This window comes from Bacillus sp. FSL K6-1145, from assembly GCF_038003425.1.
Taxonomy (GTDB): Bacteria; Bacillota; Bacilli; order Bacillales; family Bacillaceae; genus Bacillus; species Bacillus pumilus.
This window is the reverse complement of sequence record NZ_JBBOPC010000001.1, coordinates 3112071-3132286: the sequence shown is the minus strand read 5'-3', so window position 1 is coordinate 3132286 and position 20216 is coordinate 3112071. Positions and strand designations below refer to the sequence as shown.

The window sequence follows — 20216 nt, the reverse complement described above, 5'->3', positions numbered from 1 at the left end:
TATTGTTTGAACGAAAGCAATCGACTATCCTTTTGAAAGGAATTGATGCATAAAAGTAGATGATCAAAAAGATGCCGAAAATAGCTGTTCAAATTTAGGCGACTGATGCGTATATTTGGATTAAACGAATGACCTTACCTAAAAAATCTAATTGGTTATATCGTTGGCAGGTTTTCAACGACTGGAGTATTTGGCAGCTGGATGATGGCTGTCGTACCGCATCCTGGCTCAGATTGAATATCGAACGTGCCATGATGTTTTTTCATGATTTGATAGACAATAGCTAGTCCAAGACCTGAGCCGCCATCTTTTCTCGTACGTGCCTTATTTACTCGATAAAATCGCTCAGAAACATGTGGAAGGTCTTCTTTTGGAATGCCGTTGCCCTCATCTGTCACTCTCAATTCAGCTTTATGTTGGTGAACTAGTAATTCAATCGAGACCGATTTTCCAGAGGGAGTGTAATGAATGGCATTGTCCAGTAAATTACGAACCACTTGTTGCAGCCGATCGCTATCGCCATACACAATACAATCCTCATCAAGTGTCCGTTTCAGATAAATGCCCTTTTGATTAGCGATAAATGCCATTTGATCAAGAACGTCATGAATCAGCTGAGCAAAGACGATTGGCTCCATCGTTAGTGGATAAGAATCTCCTTCTAGCTGCGCAAGGTCTAAAAGATCATGCACAAGTCGGCTTAAACGTGCGGCCTCATCCTGGATGATGTGCATTCCTTTTTTTTGATCAATGATCCCTTCTTCAATACCTTCAGCATATCCTTTCATATAACTTAGCGGAGTCCGAAGTTCGTGGGAGACATTCGCAAGAAATTCCCTGCGGTGCTGCTCAACTTTTTCAAGGGTAGAAGACAGTTTGTTAAAAGAGCGGCTCAGCTGGTTTAATTCATCTCCGTTTTTGGTCACAGCCATCCGTTTTGAAAAATCGCCAGATTCCATTTCCATCGCAATTTCTTTCATTTGATTAATTGTCCGAACGACTTTATTGGAGCTCTTATATCCGATAAAGAAAATCAGGAGCAGAATTAATAAAATGGATATGCCAAGTGTCAATCTGATTTGGACAAAGGGTTCATATACATCCGATAAGGGCATGGATAGAAAAATTGTCCCTGATAGCTCATCTTTGCTTGAGAAAACAGGGATGGCGATGCCAAGAATATCTTGATGAAACTGTGAGTGTTCTCTAATCAACACGACGGTTTCCCCCTGAAGGAGCTTTTGGCGTTCCTTGAACGTAATGAGGTTATCATTTGTGTTCGTATCAAAAGGAAGACCACTTGAAAGCTCCATTGGGTCATCTGTAAAAATAATGTTCGCCTGACTCGAGTCGTTAGCCCATTTTACTCTATCGGTAAAATACGTATCTTTCCCGTGTTGATGATAAATTTGTGCCAGCTTTTTACCTTGTAAACTTAAGGAATCAATCTGCTTATCAACATACAAGTGCTGGTATAAGTAATAGGTGAGGGCAAGAGCTGAGGCAGCAACGATTCCGGTCACTACAAGGATTAAGAAGAGCACTTTCTTTTTAATCGATAAAGGCTTCATTCTTCCTCCTCAAACTTATAGCCGACACCCCAAACGGTTTTTATATGCCGTTCCGCTCCCTTTAATTTCAGTCTCAGCGTTTTGATATGTGTATCGACTGTTCGTAAAGAGCCGCTCGTAGAATGTGATTCCCACAATTTTTGATAGAGCTGTTCTCGTGAAAACACTTGGCCTTGATTGAGTAAAAGAAACATGAGCAAATCGAATTCTCTTCTAGTTAAATTGATGGGCTCCTGATGGATATAGACTTGTCTACCATCCTGATCAATCTCCATGTCACCAAACTGTATGCGGCTGCGCTTTAGCGAAAGACCTCTAATTCGTCTCAAAGTTGTTTCAATTCTTGCTGCAAGCTCACGTAGACTGAAAGGCTTCATGATGTAGTCATCCGCACCAATTTCTAGGCCTCTAATTCGATCCTCCTCATAACTTCTAGCTGTTAAGAATAAGATGGGGATTTGAGATGTTTGCCTGATACGCTGGCAGACTTCAAATCCATCCATATCAGGCATCATGATATCTAGTACTACAAGGTCAACGGGTTCCTTTTCAAGCTGACGTAAGGCATCCATTCCATTACTAGCTGTGATGATGTGAAAGCCTTGTCTTTTTAAGAAGGATCCGATTAACTCAAGCATATCGAACTCATCGTCTACAATTAAAATATGCATTTGTTCTTTCATTTCTTTTCCTCCAACACGATAGCATAAGGTCCTGATGGGACATTCAGTCGATTTTTCATCATGAATGTATGTTTATCGATAATTGATACTGAATTGTCATCTAAGTTACTCACATATATTGATGTGGTATCAGCGGTGATATAATTCGGATTTTGACCAGTTTCAACAGAAGCAAGCTGCTTATTCGTCTCTGTATCTACTTTGTATAGCGTATGATCTCCATGACAAAGTACATATAAAGTAGAAGAATTTTTCTCTGAAAAGAATGCAACAGGCATAACGCCTAGTTTTATTTCTCGCTGCTTTTTACCTGTTTGAGGGTCGTAAGCAAAAATGCTCTTATTTAAGGTGCCTGGTTTACCGTGACCACCGATCCAAATGGATTGTCCATCAAAATGAATACCAGATGGTCGTTCAAGTACAGAGAACGTACGTATATGTTTTTCCTTCTCAATATCTATAACAGAGACAGTATGACTTTCTGCATTTAAAACAAATAAAGTACCTGACGGAGAAAGTGTCATAGAAGAAGGTAACTTTCCGGTCTTCACAGTTGCTTTTATTTTTTTACGCTGCGTATCAATAAAATAAACGACGTTTTTCTGCGAATCTGCTGCAATTAAGGTGTGAGAAGCTGCATCATATGTAAGGGAAGTCAGCCCTTTATTCACATCCATATAATCTGTTGCTGTACCTTTTTTTAAATTAATTTCGATAAGCGATTCTCCTTCTTTACTAGTTGCGATGATGACGTCTTTGTTGATTTGGATAAGATCAGTGAGCGGATGTTTTAAATCAACGGAAGAGATCATTTTATTCTTTTGTAAATCAACTATTGAAAAGGAGGCTTTTTTTAATTGAGAGATGACCGCGATCGATTGAGAGCTGTCAGGTGGAGTAAATTGCTGGTCTTTTCCACAGCCTGACAGGAATAACAATAGAGCTGATAAATAGATCACAACATATTTTACACGTTCCATTCTTCCGCTCCTTTGCGTCCTCTATTTTCAAAAAGCATACCACAAAAATTGTGAAAAAAAATCGAAGTTATCAATGCTGAAAGAGATGAAAAACAGATTTTAGGTGGATGAATGAGGACAATTCGATTTAAAGTTCCTTTTTTGTCTATTCATGTGGCATTTTTTCATCTTTAAAAAAGGATTTTCAATATTTGATTCCTGTGCCAGCTATAGCTTACAGTGATAAAAATAATGAAAACTCCCCCGCTCTAAATCGCCATAGAGCGCAGGGAGTGATTAGGCAGAATGCCCAGATGATGGAGAGGTAGATTTCGTTTTGACGCGTTGGGATAAAAGGAAGCCAAGGATTCCTGCGCCCATTAATACAATAAATAAAGATTGGAAACCACTCATGATACCAATCAATGTCGACGAAATGATACTGCCAAAATATCGAAAGGTTGAGAAAATACCAGATGCCGAACCAGTTAAGCTTTGATCAACAGCTGTTAAAGAAGCCATCTGCATACTTGTCATACCAATCCCTGATGAAATTCCACCTGCGACTAGTGTCACGATAAGCAGTGGTAAGGTTGGGTACTGACTCAGTGTAATTAACATGATGCCTGATAAAGTAAGGCAGAGAAATGAAAAGCGAATCATTTTTTTCGCGCCTTTTTTTGGATGGAGTCTTGCGCCTAATAAACCGCTAAGAGACATACAAAGAGAAAATATCGATAGAATCATACCGCTTTTTGTATGAGAAAGCGCAAGTTGTTGTTCCATAAACAGCGGCATAATGAGAAGGATGGCATACATCACAAAATTACTTAGCATGATCGACAGATTCGCATTTGTAAATGAACTGTTTTTAAATAGGGATAAATCGATAATGGGATTCTTTACTTTCCGTACATGTTTAAAGAATAAAGGAATGACAATCAATGCTAGAATGCCATAAATTAAATATTCATTTAGTAGCTGGCTTTTTGAGCATAAAATGATTGTGGCAATTCCGATGGTTAAATACAATGAACCGATCATATCTACCCTTGCATGTATGCGTGTATGCTTTATGTTTGGAATGAGCAAGACGCCGGTGACTAGTGTAAGAAACAGAAATGGAATATTTACTAAGAATATGGAATGCCAATCAAAACTCTGAATGAGAATCGATCCAATAAATGGCCCAAGTGCGGCACCAATACCAGCACCAAATCCAAAGTAACCCATTGTTTTAGATAGCTTTTCGGGTGAGACTGTTGCACGAATCAAAGCAATGCTATTCGGTGTTAAAATAGCCCCGCCAGCTGCTTGAATGGAGCGAAAGATGATGAGAAATGCTAGATTAGGTGCTAAAGCACAGCCAATCGAGCCGATTAAAAAGAGTGTCACTCCGGTTAAATACATGCGGCGGTGTCCATATATATCTCCTAACTTACCAGCGATAGGCTGTGTGACCGCCATGACAATAAGATAAATCGTGACAACCCAAGTAATGTTTGAAATGGATTGATCATAATAAGTTGATATGGATGATAAAGCGACTGCGATCATCGTTGAGTTGACCGGAACTAGTATAGCTCCAAGTAACAAAGAATAGATGATCAAATTCTCTTTTTGCAATTTCAATGTGTATACCACCTTTTGTAAAAAAGAAGAATTCCACCCTTTAAGCGGGAGAAATTCCTCTCATGAAAATGTGTGTGTATGTCTCAATAAAATCATCTTTTTGTGTTAATACGAGCTGGAAGTCTTGCTCAAGCTGCTGAATAAAAAAACCGAAATACGTACTAATGAAAATGTCTGCATAAATGTCTTCTTTTCCTTTTAAGACATGATGCAAAGCACTCATCTTTTTGAAGTATTGTATCAGCATTTCCCTTAGTTCTTGAGGATAAATTTTTTCATGACTGGTCAGATCTTTAAACATAGCCGGTTCTCGCATGCTGATATAAATGAATTCTTTTTTTGAAGTTAAATGTTCAAGGATATAGGAACCGAGAAACTTTAAATCGGTGTATAAATCCCCTTTAAATTCTGCTTCTAAGGTTTTCGTCGGCGTTGATTTCATTTTCATAATGGCAGCAATAACGCCGCGTTTGTTTTTAAAGTTGCGGAAAATTGTTGCTTCACTGACATTCGCTTTTGTGGCTATTTCTTTTGTTGTGGTTTTTTGATAGCCCTTTTCAGTCAATAAATCCATTGTTGCGCGAATGATTCGTTGATTTGTAGATTTTAACAAGCATACTCACCTCAGGTTATGAATGTGTTTGCAACAAAGTAAGTATACCGATAAAACCTATGACCGCCAATATGATCCAAAACGATAAAGTTAGACACGTGCATGCTGTTTTAATATCTGAATGCGTCCATTGCTTCCATCTACTGTCACAAGGTCACCGGATTGAAGTGTTTCAGTCGCTATTCGGGTTCCTAGGACAGCTGGCATCATATACTCTCTAGCGATAATAGCTGAATGAGACAAAATGCCTCCAGCATCGGTGATGACTGCTTTTGCATCTCTAAATAAGCTCGTCCATAAAGGTGTGGTTGTTTTGCAAACTAAAATATCATCCTTTTGAAATTGTGAGAATTCCTCAGCACATGTAATGACTTTTACTCTTCCAGAAACAATGCCGCTAGATGCGCCAATTCCATAGATCATATCACTTGTATTGTTTTCATTTTCTCTTAATGAACCGAGCATTCTTTCTACTTGCTGCAATTCAGCTTCAGTTGGGGTACCCATATAAGCTGGTGGTTGGATGGCTTCATTATCTTTCATGTCAATTTTTCTTTGTGCGATGACCGTATCAAATGATGTAGAGGTTGTGAGCGCTGTGTGTACCTCCTCATCGTAGAGGTACCATAGATCTTCTGGATGAGGGATCGCTCCTTTTTGTACAAGAAGTTCACCAATCTTTAATAGATATACCCTGGCTTTAGCATCTAACATGGCATCAATATAGAAGTGGTGATCGTCACGGATATTAGTGGCCTGTAGGGCGAATTGGTAAAGAGTCTCAAATTTCGTTTTAAACGCTTCATCCTTCACTTGGCTCATAAAATGTTCATATGTCTCTTGTCTTTTGATGACGGCTTGTGCAAATTCTTCATCAAAATCACTTTGGTGTTGAATATTGTTTCTGATGATATCTAGTATAAACTCAGGGTTTTCCACCCATGTCTCTTCCGTAAGGTCATGACTTTTAACAGATCGCCAGCCATAGACTTGAAGAAATTCTTCTAATGTCGAAATGAAGTGTCTGCCTTTTTCCGATTGAGTGAGTGCATCAAGCAGTGCTGGATTCTTTTCATGGTTCATAAATGCTTGATGAAGTTCAGTATCTTGATGGACACTCTTTGCAAAATCAGATAGCTTCTTGTCTGTTTCAAGAGATTTGTTCATCACGCCTATCATCATCTCATGCAGCAGGATCACTTGTGATTGATCACCAGTATACGTCACAAGCATGTCTTCAATCATAGCCGATAAAATGACTTGAGGTATGACAATATCAAAATGATCATCGTATGCTTGTATATAAAAAGTCTTTAATTCTTCGAAGCCGACGATGGCGTCTTCAATGGTCATCGTTTCCTTCATTTTATGATCGAGTTTTTCGTAAAAGGGAAAGAAATTTTTCTCTAAAATCTCATACATACGTTCACTTAAATGCGGAAATAACTCAAATATGCTCTCATCAAAAACTGGTGCAGCTTCTGCACTTGCTTCAGGCAGTGACGGTGATGAATACAGGTGACCTCTATAAAGCTTGATATCTTTAATATTCAGATCAGGCACTTGATATTTTTCACCATTTTTCTTCATACCGCTTTTTAATGCTGGGATGATCAGGCTTGAAAAGAGAGGACTTGTTGGGCCCGGCAGATGATCGTCCATTGAGATCCAGAAATCCTGCAGCTCGTCTGGCTGCATTTGAAAAGAAGCGCCCGCTGTCTCATCTGCTGCTTTTGAGAGGGCTGCGGTAATCGGCCTGGCTTGAAGTAAATAAAATGTGCCATTTGCTATTCCAAATTCGATATCGACGCTATGACCATAAAGTGCTTCTACTTGTTTGGTGATTTGCGTGATTTCTTCTAATTGCTCATCATTCAGGCAAAACTGACCAGCCATTTCTTCCGTTACTGCTTGTTCAATGACACCTTCTTGATAAGGGATAATTTGCAGCTCTTTCGTTCCAAGTGATTTTTCAATAAAAAGTGTCTCTTTGTCTATAACAAATGTGTCAGGCGTCACAAGCCCGGAGACGATTGCTTCTCCTAGTCCATAGCTTGCTGTGAGCATCATTTCATTTGTTTTTCCTGTTACGGGATTCTCGCTAAAGATGACACCGGAGACGTCAGAATGAATCAATCCTTGAACGACAACAGCCATGAGCGGCATCTCTTCCTCGTTTTCATCCATCTCTTCCTTATATTCTGTCACTCTTGCTCCAAAATAAGAAGACCAGCATTCTTTGACAGCCTGTAAGAATTCTTCATTTGTTTTGATATTTAAATAGGTCTCGTACTGTCCTGCAAATGAGGCGCCTTCGAGATCTTCAGCAACAGAAGAGGATCGAACTGCAACTGAGGGATAAGTCTTCCGCAATGATTGAAAGGACGAAAGGAGTTCTGCTTCCATTTGAGAAGGAAACGATGCTTTTTTGATTTTGTCAGCAAGGTTTTGTTCAGTTGGATGCAGGTTGTGATATGAAAGAAAGCTTGAAAAGCTGTTGGTTTTGATAATAAATCCATCTGGGACTGGCAGGCCGTGATTGTTTAATTTGATTAAATTCAGGCCTTTTGCCCCTGCGAGTGCTGCGGATTCTTCAGCCGCATGAAATAAAACTGAATACATGGGAATGCCCCCTTATCCAAATAGCCAATGGTTTGTCTGTCTCTCTATCGTTTCTAAAATGATAGTGCGCACTATCATTTTAATCATAGGATTTATTGGATGTTACTGTCAAAGACGGAAAGACCTATCTTTACAAAGGGGACATTCTCACTAATTTCCTTCTATATCTATAACAAAAGTCTCCGAACAGAAAGAAAAATAGGTGAAATTGAAAACTGTGAATTGTTCAATATGCCAATCTTTACTATAATCAAGGGAGTAGACCAAGAAGAGGGAGGGTTTTTGTGATTACAAAAGCCATATTTGCACTTGTTTTTCCTTTCCTGCTCGTTATTTTATTTTCAAAGGTTACTTATAATCATTATGTGGGCATTGCATTAACAGCAGCGCTTTTATTTGCCTCGTACATGAAGGGCTATACAGAAACCTACTTTATTGTGGGATTAGATATCATTTCTTTAGTAGCTGGGGCATTATATATGGCTAAAAAAGAAATTGAAAAGAGAGAAAGGGCTGAAAAAAATCATTGATATCATCATCAAGAGCGTGTTAGGCAGAAAGATGACGTTTTATAAGCTGTGCTTACGAATTCTAGTGAGTGCAGCTTTCTTTTGTTCTCTTTTTCTGCTCATCGAATATCTCTCACCAAAATGTTCCATACTGAAAGGAAGGTTTTCGCAAGAGGGTTATTTGGTATTGAAGAGAGGGTATGACTGTATTGGAAATAAAAATCAAGTAAGAGCCGAACTTTAGTTCGTATTTTTGTGTTCTTTTATGATAATATATTCATTAGATAGATTTCGTAACGAAACGGAGGCTTTGATGTGAGTGACCGCTTTGAATTAGTTTCTAACTATCAGCCCCAAGGAGATCAGCCGAAGGCAATTGAAAAGCTTGTTGAGGGGATCCATCAGGGGAAACAGCATCAAACGCTGTTAGGTGCTACAGGTACGGGAAAGACCTTTACTGTATCCAACCTGATCAAAGAAGTGAACAAACCGACACTTGTCATTGCGCATAACAAGACACTTGCCGGTCAGCTATACAGCGAGTTCAAGGAATTTTTTCCGAATAATGCTGTCGAATATTTTGTGAGTTACTATGATTATTACCAACCAGAGGCGTATGTGCCTCAGACTGATACATTTATTGAAAAGGATGCCAGCATCAATGATGAGATTGATAAGCTGAGGCACTCCGCTACGTCCTCGTTATTTGAGCGGAGAGATGTCATCATCATTGCCAGTGTCTCCTGTATTTATGGCTTAGGTTCGCCAGAGGAATACCGAGAGCTTGTGCTGTCTTTACGTACTGAAATGGAGATTGAACGCAATCAGCTTCTTCGTAAGCTGGTGGACATTCAGTATTCTCGTAATGATATAGATTTTCAGCGCGGAACCTTCCGAGTACGAGGAGACGTCGTTGAAATTTTTCCTGCTTCACGTGATGAACATTGTATCAGAGTGGAGTTTTTCGGTGATGAAATTGAACGTATTCGTGAAGTGGATGCACTCACTGGAGAAATACTCGGTGATCGTGAGCATGTGGCTATTTTCCCAGCATCTCACTTCGTCACAAGAGAAGAAAAAATGGAAAAAGCGATTATTAATATTGAACAAGAGCTTGAAGAGCAGCTCGAAAAACTTCGAGATAATGGAAAATTGCTAGAAGCGCAGCGCCTTGAGCAGCGGACAAGATATGACCTTGAGATGATGAGAGAAATGGGCTTTTGTTCAGGAATCGAGAACTACTCAAGGCACCTGACCTTGCGTCCTCCTGGTTCAACACCTTACACATTGCTTGATTATTTCCCGGATGATTTTATGATTGTTGTTGATGAGTCACATGTGACGATCCCGCAAATCCGTGCGATGTACAACGGGGACCAAGCAAGAAAGCAAGTGTTGGTTGATCACGGATTCCGTCTGCCTTCAGCACTTGATAACAGACCGCTCACCTTTGATGAGTTTGAAAAGCATATTAATCATATTGTGCATGTATCTGCCACTCCTGGTCCTTATGAGCTTGAGAAAACACCTGAGGTTGTGGAACAAATTATTCGTCCAACAGGTTTACTTGATCCAATCATTGAAGTGCGTCCGATTGAAGGGCAAATTGATGACTTAATTGGAGAAATTCATGCGCGGGTTGAGAAAAATGAACGTGTGCTTGTGACGACGCTGACGAAGAAAATGTCTGAAGATCTTACAGATTACTTAAAAGAGATCGGAATCAAAGTTAATTATCTGCATTCAGAAATTAAGACCCTTGAGCGGATTGAGATTATTCGCGATTTGCGTCTTGGAAAATATGATGTGCTTGTGGGAATCAACCTTCTTCGTGAAGGACTGGATATTCCAGAGGTCTCGCTCGTGACGATTTTAGATGCAGATAAAGAAGGCTTCTTACGCTCTGAAAGATCCCTCATCCAGACGATAGGCCGTGCCGCGAGAAATTCGGAAGGCCGGGTCATTATGTATGCAGATAAAATGACCAAATCAATGGATATTGCGATTCAAGAAACGAAGCGAAGACGAGAGCAGCAAGAGGCGTATAATGAGAAATATGGAATTACTCCGCAAACCATCCATAAGAAAATTAGAGATGCCATTAAAGCAACAAAGATACATGAAGAATCGGAAGAATATGAAACAAATGCAGCACCAAAGCTGTCAAAAATGAGCAAAAAAGAACGAGAAAAAGTGATCGAAAAGGTCGAGATGGAAATGAAAGATGCAGCAAAAGCGCTTGATTTTGAAAAAGCAGCAGAATTAAGAGATCTATTGCTAGAGCTAAAAGCGGAAGGATGATTGCCTGATGGCTATGGAACGAATAGAGGTGAAAGGTGCTAGAGCCCACAACCTTAAAAATATTGATGTGAATATCCCGCGTGACCAGCTAGTGGTCATCACGGGTTTATCTGGTTCAGGAAAATCGTCTCTTGCCTTTGATACCATTTATGCAGAGGGTCAGCGCAGGTACGTTGAATCTCTTTCAGCGTATGCGCGCCAATTTCTCGGTCAAATGGATAAACCGGATGTAGATGCCATTGAAGGTCTTTCTCCGGCGATTAGTATTGATCAGAAGACGACGAGCCGGAACCCTAGATCAACAGTTGGAACCGTTACTGAAATCTACGATTATTTACGACTCTTGTATGCTCGAGTTGGGAAACCTATTTGTCCGATACATGGGATTGAAATTACGTCCCAAACGATTGAGCAGATGACAGATCGTATTTTAGAATATCCAGAAAGAACGAAATTGCAAGTGCTTGCGCCGGTCGTATCTGGCCGCAAGGGGACACATGTTAAAGTACTTGATCAAATTCGAAAGCAAGGCTATGTGCGAGTAAGAGTCGATGGAGAGATGGAAGATCTATCAGAAGAGATCGAGCTTGAAAAGAACAAGAAGCATTCCATTGAAGTCGTGATTGACCGAATCGTGGTGAAGGAGGGCGTTGCGGCTCGGCTGTCTGACTCCCTTGAAACGGCGCTGCGACTAGGTGAAGGCCGTGTGATGATTGACGTGATTGGACAAGAAGAGCTGTTATTCAGTGAACATCATGCCTGTCCGCACTGCGGATTTTCTATTGGTGAGCTTGAGCCGAGAATGTTTTCATTTAATAGTCCTTTTGGTGCCTGTCCGAGCTGTGATGGGCTTGGCTCTAAACTAGAAGTTGACCCTGAGCTTGTCATTCCTAATAAGGATTTGACGTTACGACAGCATGCCATTGCCCCTTGGGAGCCGCAGAGCTCACAATACTATCCTCAGCTTCTTGAGGCAGTATGTACACATTACGGCATCGACATGGACATTCCAGTGAAAGATATACCGTCGCATTTATTCGATAAAATTTTATATGGCAGCGGCTCTGAACGGATTTATTTCAAATATGAAAATGATTTTGGTCAGGTACGTGAAAATGAAATTGAATTTGAAGGTGTTCTTCGTAACATTGAACGACGCTATAAAGAAACCAGCTCTGATTATATTCGTGAGCAAATGGAAAAATATATGGCGAACCAGCCATGTCCGACATGTAAAGGATATCGTCTGAAAAAAGAGACGCTTGCGGTTCTGATCAATGGCAAACATATTGGAGAAATCACTGATTTGTCTGTCTCTGATGCCCTTGATTTATATGGTGAAATCGAGTTGTCTGAGAAAGATTTGCAGATTGCTCAGCTTATTTTACGTGAAATCAAAGAGCGCTTGTCCTTCTTAAATAATGTGGGATTAGATTACCTCACATTGAGCCGGTCGGCTGGCACACTATCCGGAGGAGAGGCGCAGCGGATTCGTCTGGCGACTCAAATCGGGTCAAGGCTGACAGGTGTTCTTTATATATTAGATGAACCATCTATTGGTCTGCATCAGCGTGATAATGACCGATTGATCGGGACATTGAAAAACATGCGCGACATCGGGAATACCCTCATTGTCGTAGAGCATGATGAAGATACGATGCTAGCCGCTGATTATTTGATTGATATTGGACCTGGAGCAGGAGTTCATGGAGGAGAAGTGATTTCAGCTGGAACGCCGGAAGAAGTCATGAAGGACAAGAAATCTTTAACAGGACAATATTTATCTGGAGAGAAATTTATCCCGCTGCCGATCGAAAGAAGAAAGCCTGACGGCCGCTATATTGAGATCAAAGGTGCAAAAGAAAACAACCTGAAAAACGTCAATGCGAAGTTCCCTCTAGGCGTCTTTACAGCTGTGACCGGGGTGTCTGGTTCAGGGAAAAGTACGCTTGTGAATGAAATTCTATTAAAATCACTTGCGCAAAAACTGCACAGAGCGAAGACGAAGCCAGGACATCACAAAGAAATCAAAGGAATGGATCATTTAGATAAGGTGATTGATATTGATCAATCTCCAATCGGCCGTACGCCAAGATCCAACCCTGCCACGTATACAGGTGTATTTGACGATGTGCGGGATGTGTTTGCACAAACCAATGAAGCAAAGGTACGAGGGTATAAAAAAGGGAGATTCAGCTTTAACGTCAAAGGTGGACGCTGTGAGGCATGTCGCGGAGATGGCATCATTAAAATCGAAATGCACTTTTTACCTGATGTGTATGTGCCTTGTGAGGTGTGCCACGGGAAACGGTATAACCGCGAGACACTTGAGGTCACATATAAAGGGAAGAACATTGCTGATGTGCTTGAAATGACCGTGGAGGACGCACTCCAATTTTTCGAGAACATCCCGAAAATTAAGCGGAAGCTTCAAACGATTTTTGATGTTGGACTAGGGTACATTACACTTGGACAGCCTGCGACGACATTGTCCGGGGGAGAGGCCCAGCGTGTGAAATTGGCATCTGAGCTTCACCGCCGTTCAAACGGAAGGTCTCTTTATATTTTAGACGAGCCGACAACAGGTCTGCATGTGGATGATATTGCCCGTTTATTAAAAGTGCTTCAGCGTTTGGTCGAAAACGGAGATACGGTGCTAGTGATTGAGCATAACCTTGATATTATCAAGGCTGCTGATTACCTCGTTGATCTCGGACCAGAGGGCGGTGCTGGCGGCGGAACGATCATTGCCTCTGGGACTCCTGAGCAAATTGCAAAAGAAAAAGCTTCTTACACTGGTCGATACTTAAAGCCTATTTTAGAGCGTGACCGTAAACGAATGAAACAGTTGGTCAAAGAAACAGAAAGTGTGACTTCATCATAAAAAAACCCCTCGTTAAGAGGGGTTTTCTTTTATTGCGCATCTTCCTTTGGCATTAAATGACTGAGCTGCGTTAAATCCTTTAAAATATGCGTGCTGCTGCTGTCGAGCAGTACTTTTAAATAACGGATATCACCATACTGTGGATGAGACGGATGAATGGTCTCAAGCTCCCTGATCATATCGCTGTTCATGCTTTTTTGTTTCTGTATAAGGTCTAAAAGCGTTTGAGCCGTGTGGTTAGTATTATGATGATCTGTCAAAATAATTACCCCCTATAATGATAATCACCATCTTTTCAACATATTTTAAAGGGTAATCCGTGAAGAATCTACACTTAGGTGCAAAAAGATGTAATTTGTGTCTAAGGTCATATGTAAATTGAATGATTTTGAAACTTTTGATACGCAATAAACGTATGAGTTAGAAAGGAATTTTCATCATGAAGGAGCGAATATATATGAATAGAGATCAGTCGATCATTGCATCAATTTGTTATTTCAGTGTATTTTTTATGCCGTTTATTGTACCGATCGTGGCATATTTTGTAGTCGACCAAAAGGAACCGAAACGGCACGCGTTGCGAGCATTATGGTCACATGTTTTGCCAGTCGCAGCGTGCGTGTTGCTGGTTTTTGGGTCTATCCCATTTTTATTGTCGACACAGGCAAGTGACTCACTTATGCCAGTGATCACGATGCTCATCTTGTCCTTTTTAGTCGCTATTGGCTTTTTGATCTCTGTCATTTGGAATATCATTCAAGGTATTAAAGTACTTCAATCCATCAAATCGTAGGAGGGGCTTTGTATGAATGAAAAAGAACGCATTTTAAAATTAGTAGAAGACGGGACATTATCTGCAAAAGAAGCGATTACGCTGCTTGAAAAATTGGAGGAAAATCCGTCTTTTTCATTAGAAAAATCAACGGTTGATCACACCTTTCATGAAGAAAAAGCAGGCACGGAGAGCAAAGGAACTGGTACAGAAAATCTTGGTGCAAAGCTGTTTGGGTGGTTAGATTCTGCGGTGAAAAAGGTGAAAGACGTAGATCTTGATTTGAACTTTGGACAGTCGGTCGACGTTGATCACATTTTTCAGTTCAAAGACGCCTCGCTCTCTCATTTAGATATTCAATTGGCGAACGGCAGTCTCAATGTGATGCCTTGGGACGATGGCGATATTCGAGCAGAATGCCATGCGAAAATCTACCGTGCAGAAGACGGAGAGCAGGCAAGACAGCAATTTCTCAATCAATTGGACTGTGGCCTCGAAGGAGATAAATTTTTTATCCGGACCGAAAAGAAGACAATGAAAGTCAATGTCACTTTATATGTGCCACGTATCCAATACGATAAAATCAAGGTTAAGCTGTTTAATGGTCCGATCCGCGGGGAAAAGCTAAAGACAAAAGAACTTACTGCGAAAACCACCAATGGTGTTGTCTCTTTTGCCTCTTTACAGGCGGAAAAGGTTGGAATTGAAACAGCAAATGGACAAATTAAACTGGCGGATCACGAGTGTGGTATGATTGAAGTAGAAACCATTAATGGGCTTATTGACCTGCGCGGGAAAAGTGAGTCAATTGATGCCCAAAGCTTTAACGGAAACATTGCTGTTCAGCTGTCGGATGAGAAGTGCCGTTCCATTTATGCGAAAACGACAACAGGCAGTGTGGACGTCCAGATCCCGCGTGCTTGTGCAGTGACCGCTGAGCTGAAAAGCAATCTTGGGTCTATTTCTCACGATTTGCTTGATGCAGAGATGATTAAAGAGAAAAATGAGACATTACAAAAAGAGAAAATGATCAAAGCCAACCAACAGGCAGTGAACAGTATATCCATTTTTGCAGAAACAAAAACAGGTTCAATACAAGTAAAGCACCAATCAGACAAGGAGTGATTCTACATGAAGAAGCTTTATCGTTCAGCAACAGATAAAAAAATAGCGGGTGTTGTTGGTGGACTTGCCGAATACTTAAGGGTCGATGCATCTCTGCTTCGCATATTAACGGTCATCATCGGATTTATGACAGCATTTATGCCAATTTTCTTGGTCTACTTCATCTGGTATTTTGTTGTTCCGGAAGAAGGCACTAACTAAATGCTTAGATGGATCGTCAGTATTTTAGTCAATGCATTACTTTTAATCGTCATTGCTGGATATTTTGATTCAGGCATTCTGCCAGGGCTTGGGAGCGTATATATTGAAGGGTTTGGCGCAGCCATTGTGGCAAGTATCATTTTATCCTTGCTCAATATTTTAGTGAAGCCGTTTTTGATCATTTTAACGCTTCCAGTAACCGTTCTTACACTAGGATTGTTCTTATTTGTGATTAATGCCATCACACTTATGATGACATCAAGTTTTATGGGCGATAGTTTTAATATTGATGGGTTTGGAACGGCCATTTGGATGGCTGTCATCTTATCCATTTTCCATCTGTTGATACAAAAAGGAATTGTGGAGCCGTTAGCGAAAAAAAGCTAACGGTTTTTTTTTGACCCATTTTGTATCGTTTCTCCGTTTCATCTGACATAAAAACTTCCTTCAGGAGACACAATATCCGAAGGGAGGCGGTGCACGATGGTGAACGTGAGCAGACAAATCATGCTTTTATGTTTTTTTATCATTCTTTTTTGTTTCAATCAGCCTGCTTCAGCAGGGCCTTTTATTCAAACACAAGTCAATATACCGGACAAGCCTTTTTCTCCTTTTATCTTTGATCCCTTTCATGTGGATGTCCGTCCAGTTCTAGGGGAAAAAAGCCGTGATCTCCAGTTTCGTGCGTCGATTACGGATCCGGAACAAATTTTGTCTGCGAACTTGTATTATAAACAAAGTGATGAGCTAGGGTACCGTTTGATCCCAATGGAACGGCTGCCAGGTATGAAGCCAGAATTTACAGCGAAAATTCCGCCAGATCAATTATGGAATTCAACCGTTCGTTACTATACAGAGTTTCTTACGCAAAAGTCCGTGATCAAAACGGCAGAACAATCTGTCCACTTAAATGGATTTGAAGAGGATCTTTCGCGCATTCCGGACTTAGTCATCACAGAAATTGTTGTCAATTCAAAAAATCGCAAAGGCAAAGATGCATTTGAATTTATTGAGGTATATAACACAACACATGAGCCTATCTCTCTTAAACATTATCAGCTTCGCTACCGCAATCCTGCACAAGGAACCGAAATGGATGATGTGTATTCCTTTCACACAAATCCAGTCACTCTTTCACCTGGAAAACCGTATGTTTTCTGGCTGAGGAAAAAAGGACAGGAGCATTTAACTGTAGCGGACTTCAATGCCATGTACAAAAGTCAATTAAAAGAGGGAGAGCATGTATCTGTCATCGAAAGCAAAGGGCTGTCCAACTCTAAATCTCGTCTTGTTTCCATTACAACGAATATAGGGGAGGAGATTTCTTCAGCAGCATTTCGCTTAAAGCCATCATGGTTTAGTGAGCATAAATCTTTGCTGTTCAAATATCCAATGGACGGTACTTCGCAAATGAAGCTGATCTCGAAAATTGAAGAAGAGCCTACGCCTGGCAAAGTGCTAAAAGCACAAATTCCATCTGAGAAAAAAGAAATTTCTCAAGATATCCATAAACCTGTGATTGAAGATATGACAGTGAGGAAACCAGTGAAACCAACTGAAAGCATAGAGATTAAAGCAGATGTACAGGATGATCAGGTCGTCAAAACCGTCAAGCTTCGCTATCGGACAAATCGAAAAGATGATTTTAAGGAAATACTGCTTCAAAAAGATCATAATGACCGATTATTTCATCATATTATTTACTCACCTGAGTTGATTGGTAAAGAACAATTGGAATATCAGCTTGAAGCGTCAGACGGTGAAAATACAGCAATGACGATGAAAAAAATGATTGATGTGGAGCAAGTTAGCAAAGCTCATGGCCTTCGATTCAATGTAGAAGAAGGAGATACGGTTTCAGGATTATATCCATTAAAAGCAACGTCTGATCAGAAAAAAAGCATTGAATTATTGATAGATGGAAAGCGGAATCAGCAAGTGTTTTCTGCCCTTGAAGCAGATCCATATATTGCATTTGATGTCAAAGGGACAAATTTATATTTTAAAAATGGTGTGTCCATAGGTAAGCACTTACTTTCAATTTTTGATGATTCGACAAAAGTGTATCGTACCTATACAATGCCAATACCAGAAGCAGAGATGAAAAAAGCAGGTCTCCAATCGATCTCCTTCCATGCAGGAACAAAATCTTCTCCAGTTGATCGGTTGCCTGGTGAGAATCACGATGATTTTGAACTAAAAAACGTCCGGATGATTTTATCGAATGGAACTCAAATTCCTCCAATCAATGCAAAGCCGGAAAAAGAATGGAGAATGGGAGACAGCGGTAACGCCAAAAAGGTCAGAACATTTCAATTTGAAATACCAAAAGAAGCTTATGTTTCAACGTTTATGAAGTGGGATACAAGAAGGTTGAAAGAGGGGCCGCACCTGATTGAGGCCAAAACCTCAGACGAGCATGCATCTGTACATGTGATGGTTGATAATACGGGTCCAAAAATTAAAACCAACGTCCAAACAAAGGATGCATATAAAGGAGCCTTTACGTTAAAAGCAAAGGTAACGGATCGTTGGAGTAGCATAGAAGAGATGAAAGCATATGTAGATGGCAAGCCAATTTCCTTGCCATACCAGACGTCCTCTAGCGAATTAAACCCGGGGGAGCACACGTTGATAATTAAAGCAAAGGATGCAGCGGGAAACATGTCAACGTTGAAAAAGGAATTCAAGACGGTACATGAACACCCTGAGCCACCAGAGCGTGTAGCAGATAAGACGAAAATGAAATCGTCAAAGCAAACTGTGCTCACCAAGGATCCAACGAATGATAAGCTGGATTATTCCTTTTACCGTGCGTATCAATATACATCGTTGCATCCATCAATGAACATTTTGAAATATGCAGCGGAGACAGAACCGCCAAAGAGCTTTAACGAAAAAGGAGAAATGATCTTTTCTCATGAAGAAAGGAATCGCATTGCATTTGCTGATGGTAAGTCAGTTGAAACGAAGGATTTACATCGTTTTCCCTATCATCGTTTTCAAATCAAGGTTCATCAAGATGTACGTGAAAAGGATGTCGTCGAAGCGATATGGAAAGGGAGTTCATTGACAGGGAGAAAGGTGACCATGTATGCATGGAATCATCAGCAAGAAAAGTGGGATAAAATTACTCATCATTTTGCTAAGGATCAAAAGGAATTTTACCTGAAAGGACTGCTGTCCGTCAGACAGTACATGAAGAATCATACGTTTGATTTGCTTGTACAGGATGAAATCAGTAAAGCGCAAAAGCCATATAAGATGGTTTGGATGTCTGACACACAATATTATGCAAAGAGCTATCCTCATATCTTTAAACAAATGGTCGAGTGGATCAGAGACCAGAGAGGAAAGTTAAACATTCAATATGTGTTCCATACAGGTGACATTGTGGATGATTCAAAAGATAAACAATGGCAACGAGCCGATACGTTTATGCGCGTGTTAGATGAGCATCAGATTCCTTATGGTGTTTTAGCAGGAAATCATGATGTTCGACATAAGGACGGTTTTTATGCGGAATATGGGAAATATTTCGGTGAGAAACGCTTTGCAAATAAACCGTACTATGGTGAATCCTATCAAAACAATCGAGGTCATTATGATCTCATCTCTGCCGGTGGCAATGATTATATGATGGTATACATGGGCTGGGGGATTAAGCAAGATGAAATTGATTGGTTGAACCGTGTGATTTCTGAGCATCCAGACCGTATCGTCATTTTAAATTTCCATGAGTATTTGTTGGTCAGTGGCAACCGCAGTCCGATTGGCGACCTCATCTTCCACCAGGTAGTGAAACGCCATCCCAATATAGTGGCGGTATTTAGCGGTCACTATCACGGAGCGAGCAGGAAAGTAGATGAGCTTGACGATGACAAGGATGGTAAAGTAGACCGGAAAGTATATCAAATACTCGCCGATTATCAGTCAGGGCCTGAAGGTGGACAAGGGTTTATGCGATTGATAACAGCCGATCAAGAAAAAAACCAGCTTCATTTTACGACATACTCACCTTACATGAATCAAGAGCATTTCTACGATCCTAAAACGTATGGAGATCAGGATGAATTTTCAATCGATGTGGATTTGACGCCGAAAATGAAATCTGTCAAAACCAACTATTTTGAACTCAATGTGTACACAAATGTTTTGTTAGGAGAGGCGCGCGGCGTAAAAAGCGGCAAAAAAGCAAGCTTTGAGTGGAAAGGCTTAAAGCCAAACGAAGATTATTATTGGTACACCGTAGCAAAAGATCGTTTTCAAGGAAAAGCGATTTCGCCAATATGGCAAATTCATACAAAAAATGATCGTGAAGAAACATTTCTTAGGAAATAAAAA

General features: G+C 40.4%; 15 protein-coding genes. 8 read left to right on the top strand and 7 right to left on the bottom strand.

Annotated elements, in window-relative coordinates; genetic code table 11:
• Positions 1-155 precede the first annotated feature (155 nt).
• The 6 genes from MHH41_RS15965 to MHH41_RS15940 all read right to left on the bottom strand — a co-directional run bounded on the left by MHH41_RS15965 (position 156) and on the right by MHH41_RS15940 (position 8080).
• Entirely contained in the window at positions 156-1571 is a 1416-nt protein-coding gene (locus MHH41_RS15965; protein ID WP_106032161.1) for a HAMP domain-containing sensor histidine kinase, read from the bottom strand.
• Positions 1568-2254 (bottom strand): response regulator transcription factor, encoded by a 687-nt coding sequence (locus MHH41_RS15960; protein ID WP_050944310.1) that lies wholly within the window; start codon positions 2252-2254, stop codon positions 1568-1570. Before MHH41_RS15960 ends, MHH41_RS15965 begins: the two co-directional genes overlap by 4 nt.
• Complete coding sequence (locus MHH41_RS15955) at positions 2251-3234, bottom strand: YncE family protein (RefSeq protein WP_003213342.1); 984 nt, start codon at positions 3232-3234, stop codon at positions 2251-2253. The genes MHH41_RS15960 and MHH41_RS15955 overlap by 4 nt, the downstream gene beginning before the upstream one ends.
• A 276-nt stretch (positions 3235-3510) precedes the next feature.
• Positions 3511-4845, bottom strand: coding sequence for an MFS transporter (locus MHH41_RS15950; RefSeq protein ID WP_137054353.1), 1335 nt, complete (start codon positions 4843-4845; stop codon positions 3511-3513).
• A 40-nt stretch (positions 4846-4885) separates the two neighbouring features.
• Positions 4886-5458, bottom strand: a complete 573-nt coding sequence (locus MHH41_RS15945) for a TetR/AcrR family transcriptional regulator (protein ID WP_050944304.1) — start codon at positions 5456-5458, stop codon at positions 4886-4888.
• A 90-nt stretch (positions 5459-5548) separates the two neighbouring features.
• Positions 5549-8080, bottom strand: a complete 2532-nt coding sequence (locus MHH41_RS15940; RefSeq protein WP_137054354.1) for a PEP/pyruvate-binding domain-containing protein — start codon at positions 8078-8080, stop codon at positions 5549-5551.
• Between the two features lie 284 nt (positions 8081-8364).
• Between MHH41_RS15940 and MHH41_RS15935 the strand changes: the two genes are divergently transcribed.
• The 3 genes from MHH41_RS15935 to uvrA all read left to right on the top strand — a co-directional run bounded on the left by MHH41_RS15935 (position 8365) and on the right by uvrA (position 13774).
• Entirely contained in the window at positions 8365-8610 is a 246-nt protein-coding gene (locus tag MHH41_RS15935; RefSeq protein ID WP_340866547.1) for a CsbA family protein, read from the top strand.
• 294 nt (positions 8611-8904) lie between these two features.
• Positions 8905-10890, top strand: coding sequence for an excinuclease ABC subunit UvrB (gene uvrB, locus MHH41_RS15930; RefSeq protein WP_050944300.1), 1986 nt, complete (start codon positions 8905-8907; stop codon positions 10888-10890).
• A gap of 7 nt (positions 10891-10897) precedes the next feature.
• On the top strand, positions 10898-13774 hold the full coding sequence (uvrA, locus tag MHH41_RS15925) for an excinuclease ABC subunit UvrA (RefSeq protein WP_340866546.1): 2877 nt from the start codon (positions 10898-10900) through the stop codon (positions 13772-13774).
• A gap of 29 nt (positions 13775-13803) precedes the next feature.
• Here the strand turns inward: uvrA and MHH41_RS15920 are convergent, their stop codons facing one another.
• Positions 13804-14034, bottom strand: a complete 231-nt coding sequence (locus MHH41_RS15920) for a hypothetical protein (protein WP_003213489.1) — start codon at positions 14032-14034, stop codon at positions 13804-13806.
• Between the two features lie 197 nt (positions 14035-14231).
• Here MHH41_RS15920 and MHH41_RS15915 point away from each other — a divergent pair, with 197 nt between their 5' ends.
• The 5 genes from MHH41_RS15915 to MHH41_RS15895 all read left to right on the top strand — a co-directional run bounded on the left by MHH41_RS15915 (position 14232) and on the right by MHH41_RS15895 (position 20213).
• Positions 14232-14567, top strand: a complete 336-nt coding sequence (locus MHH41_RS15915; protein ID WP_012011387.1) for a hypothetical protein — start codon at positions 14232-14234, stop codon at positions 14565-14567.
• A gap of 12 nt (positions 14568-14579) precedes the next feature.
• Positions 14580-15671 (top strand): DUF4097 family beta strand repeat-containing protein, encoded by a 1092-nt coding sequence (locus MHH41_RS15910; protein WP_251190770.1) that lies wholly within the window; start codon positions 14580-14582, stop codon positions 15669-15671.
• A 6-nt stretch (positions 15672-15677) separates the two neighbouring features.
• Positions 15678-15872 (top strand): PspC domain-containing protein, encoded by a 195-nt coding sequence (locus MHH41_RS15905; protein WP_003213763.1) that lies wholly within the window; start codon positions 15678-15680, stop codon positions 15870-15872.
• Positions 15873-16259 carry a phage holin family protein gene (locus MHH41_RS15900; protein WP_003213568.1) on the top strand — a complete coding sequence of 129 codons (387 nt, stop codon included), beginning with the start codon at positions 15873-15875 and terminating at the stop codon, positions 16257-16259. It abuts the gene before it with no gap.
• Between the two features lie 96 nt (positions 16260-16355).
• On the top strand, positions 16356-20213 hold the full coding sequence (locus tag MHH41_RS15895; protein WP_340866545.1) for a metallophosphoesterase: 3858 nt from the start codon (positions 16356-16358) through the stop codon (positions 20211-20213).
• Positions 20214-20216 lie beyond the last annotated feature (3 nt).

Bases quoted from the DNA above. Each gene is read 5' to 3' on its own strand.
- MHH41_RS15965 (WP_106032161.1), bottom strand. From the start codon at position 1,571: ATGAAGCCTTTATCGATTAAAAAGAAAGTGCTCTTCTTAATCCTTGTA.
- MHH41_RS15960 (WP_050944310.1), bottom strand. From the start codon at position 2,254: ATGAAAGAACAAATGCATATTTTAATTGTAGACGATGAGTTCGATATG.
- MHH41_RS15955 (WP_003213342.1), bottom strand. From the start codon at position 3,234: ATGGAACGTGTAAAATATGTTGTGATCTATTTATCAGCTCTATTGTTA.
- MHH41_RS15940 (WP_137054354.1), bottom strand. From the start codon at position 8,080: ATGTATTCAGTTTTATTTCATGCGGCTGAAGAATCCGCAGCACTCGCA.
- uvrA (WP_340866546.1), top strand. From the start codon at position 10,898: ATGGCTATGGAACGAATAGAGGTGAAAGGTGCTAGAGCCCACAACCTT.
- MHH41_RS15915 (WP_012011387.1), top strand. From the start codon at position 14,232: ATGAATAGAGATCAGTCGATCATTGCATCAATTTGTTATTTCAGTGTA.
- MHH41_RS15910 (WP_251190770.1), top strand. From the start codon at position 14,580: ATGAATGAAAAAGAACGCATTTTAAAATTAGTAGAAGACGGGACATTA.
- MHH41_RS15905 (WP_003213763.1), top strand. From the start codon at position 15,678: ATGAAGAAGCTTTATCGTTCAGCAACAGATAAAAAAATAGCGGGTGTT.
- MHH41_RS15900 (WP_003213568.1), top strand. From the start codon at position 15,873: ATGCTTAGATGGATCGTCAGTATTTTAGTCAATGCATTACTTTTAATC.
- MHH41_RS15895 (WP_340866545.1), top strand. From the start codon at position 16,356: ATGGTGAACGTGAGCAGACAAATCATGCTTTTATGTTTTTTTATCATT.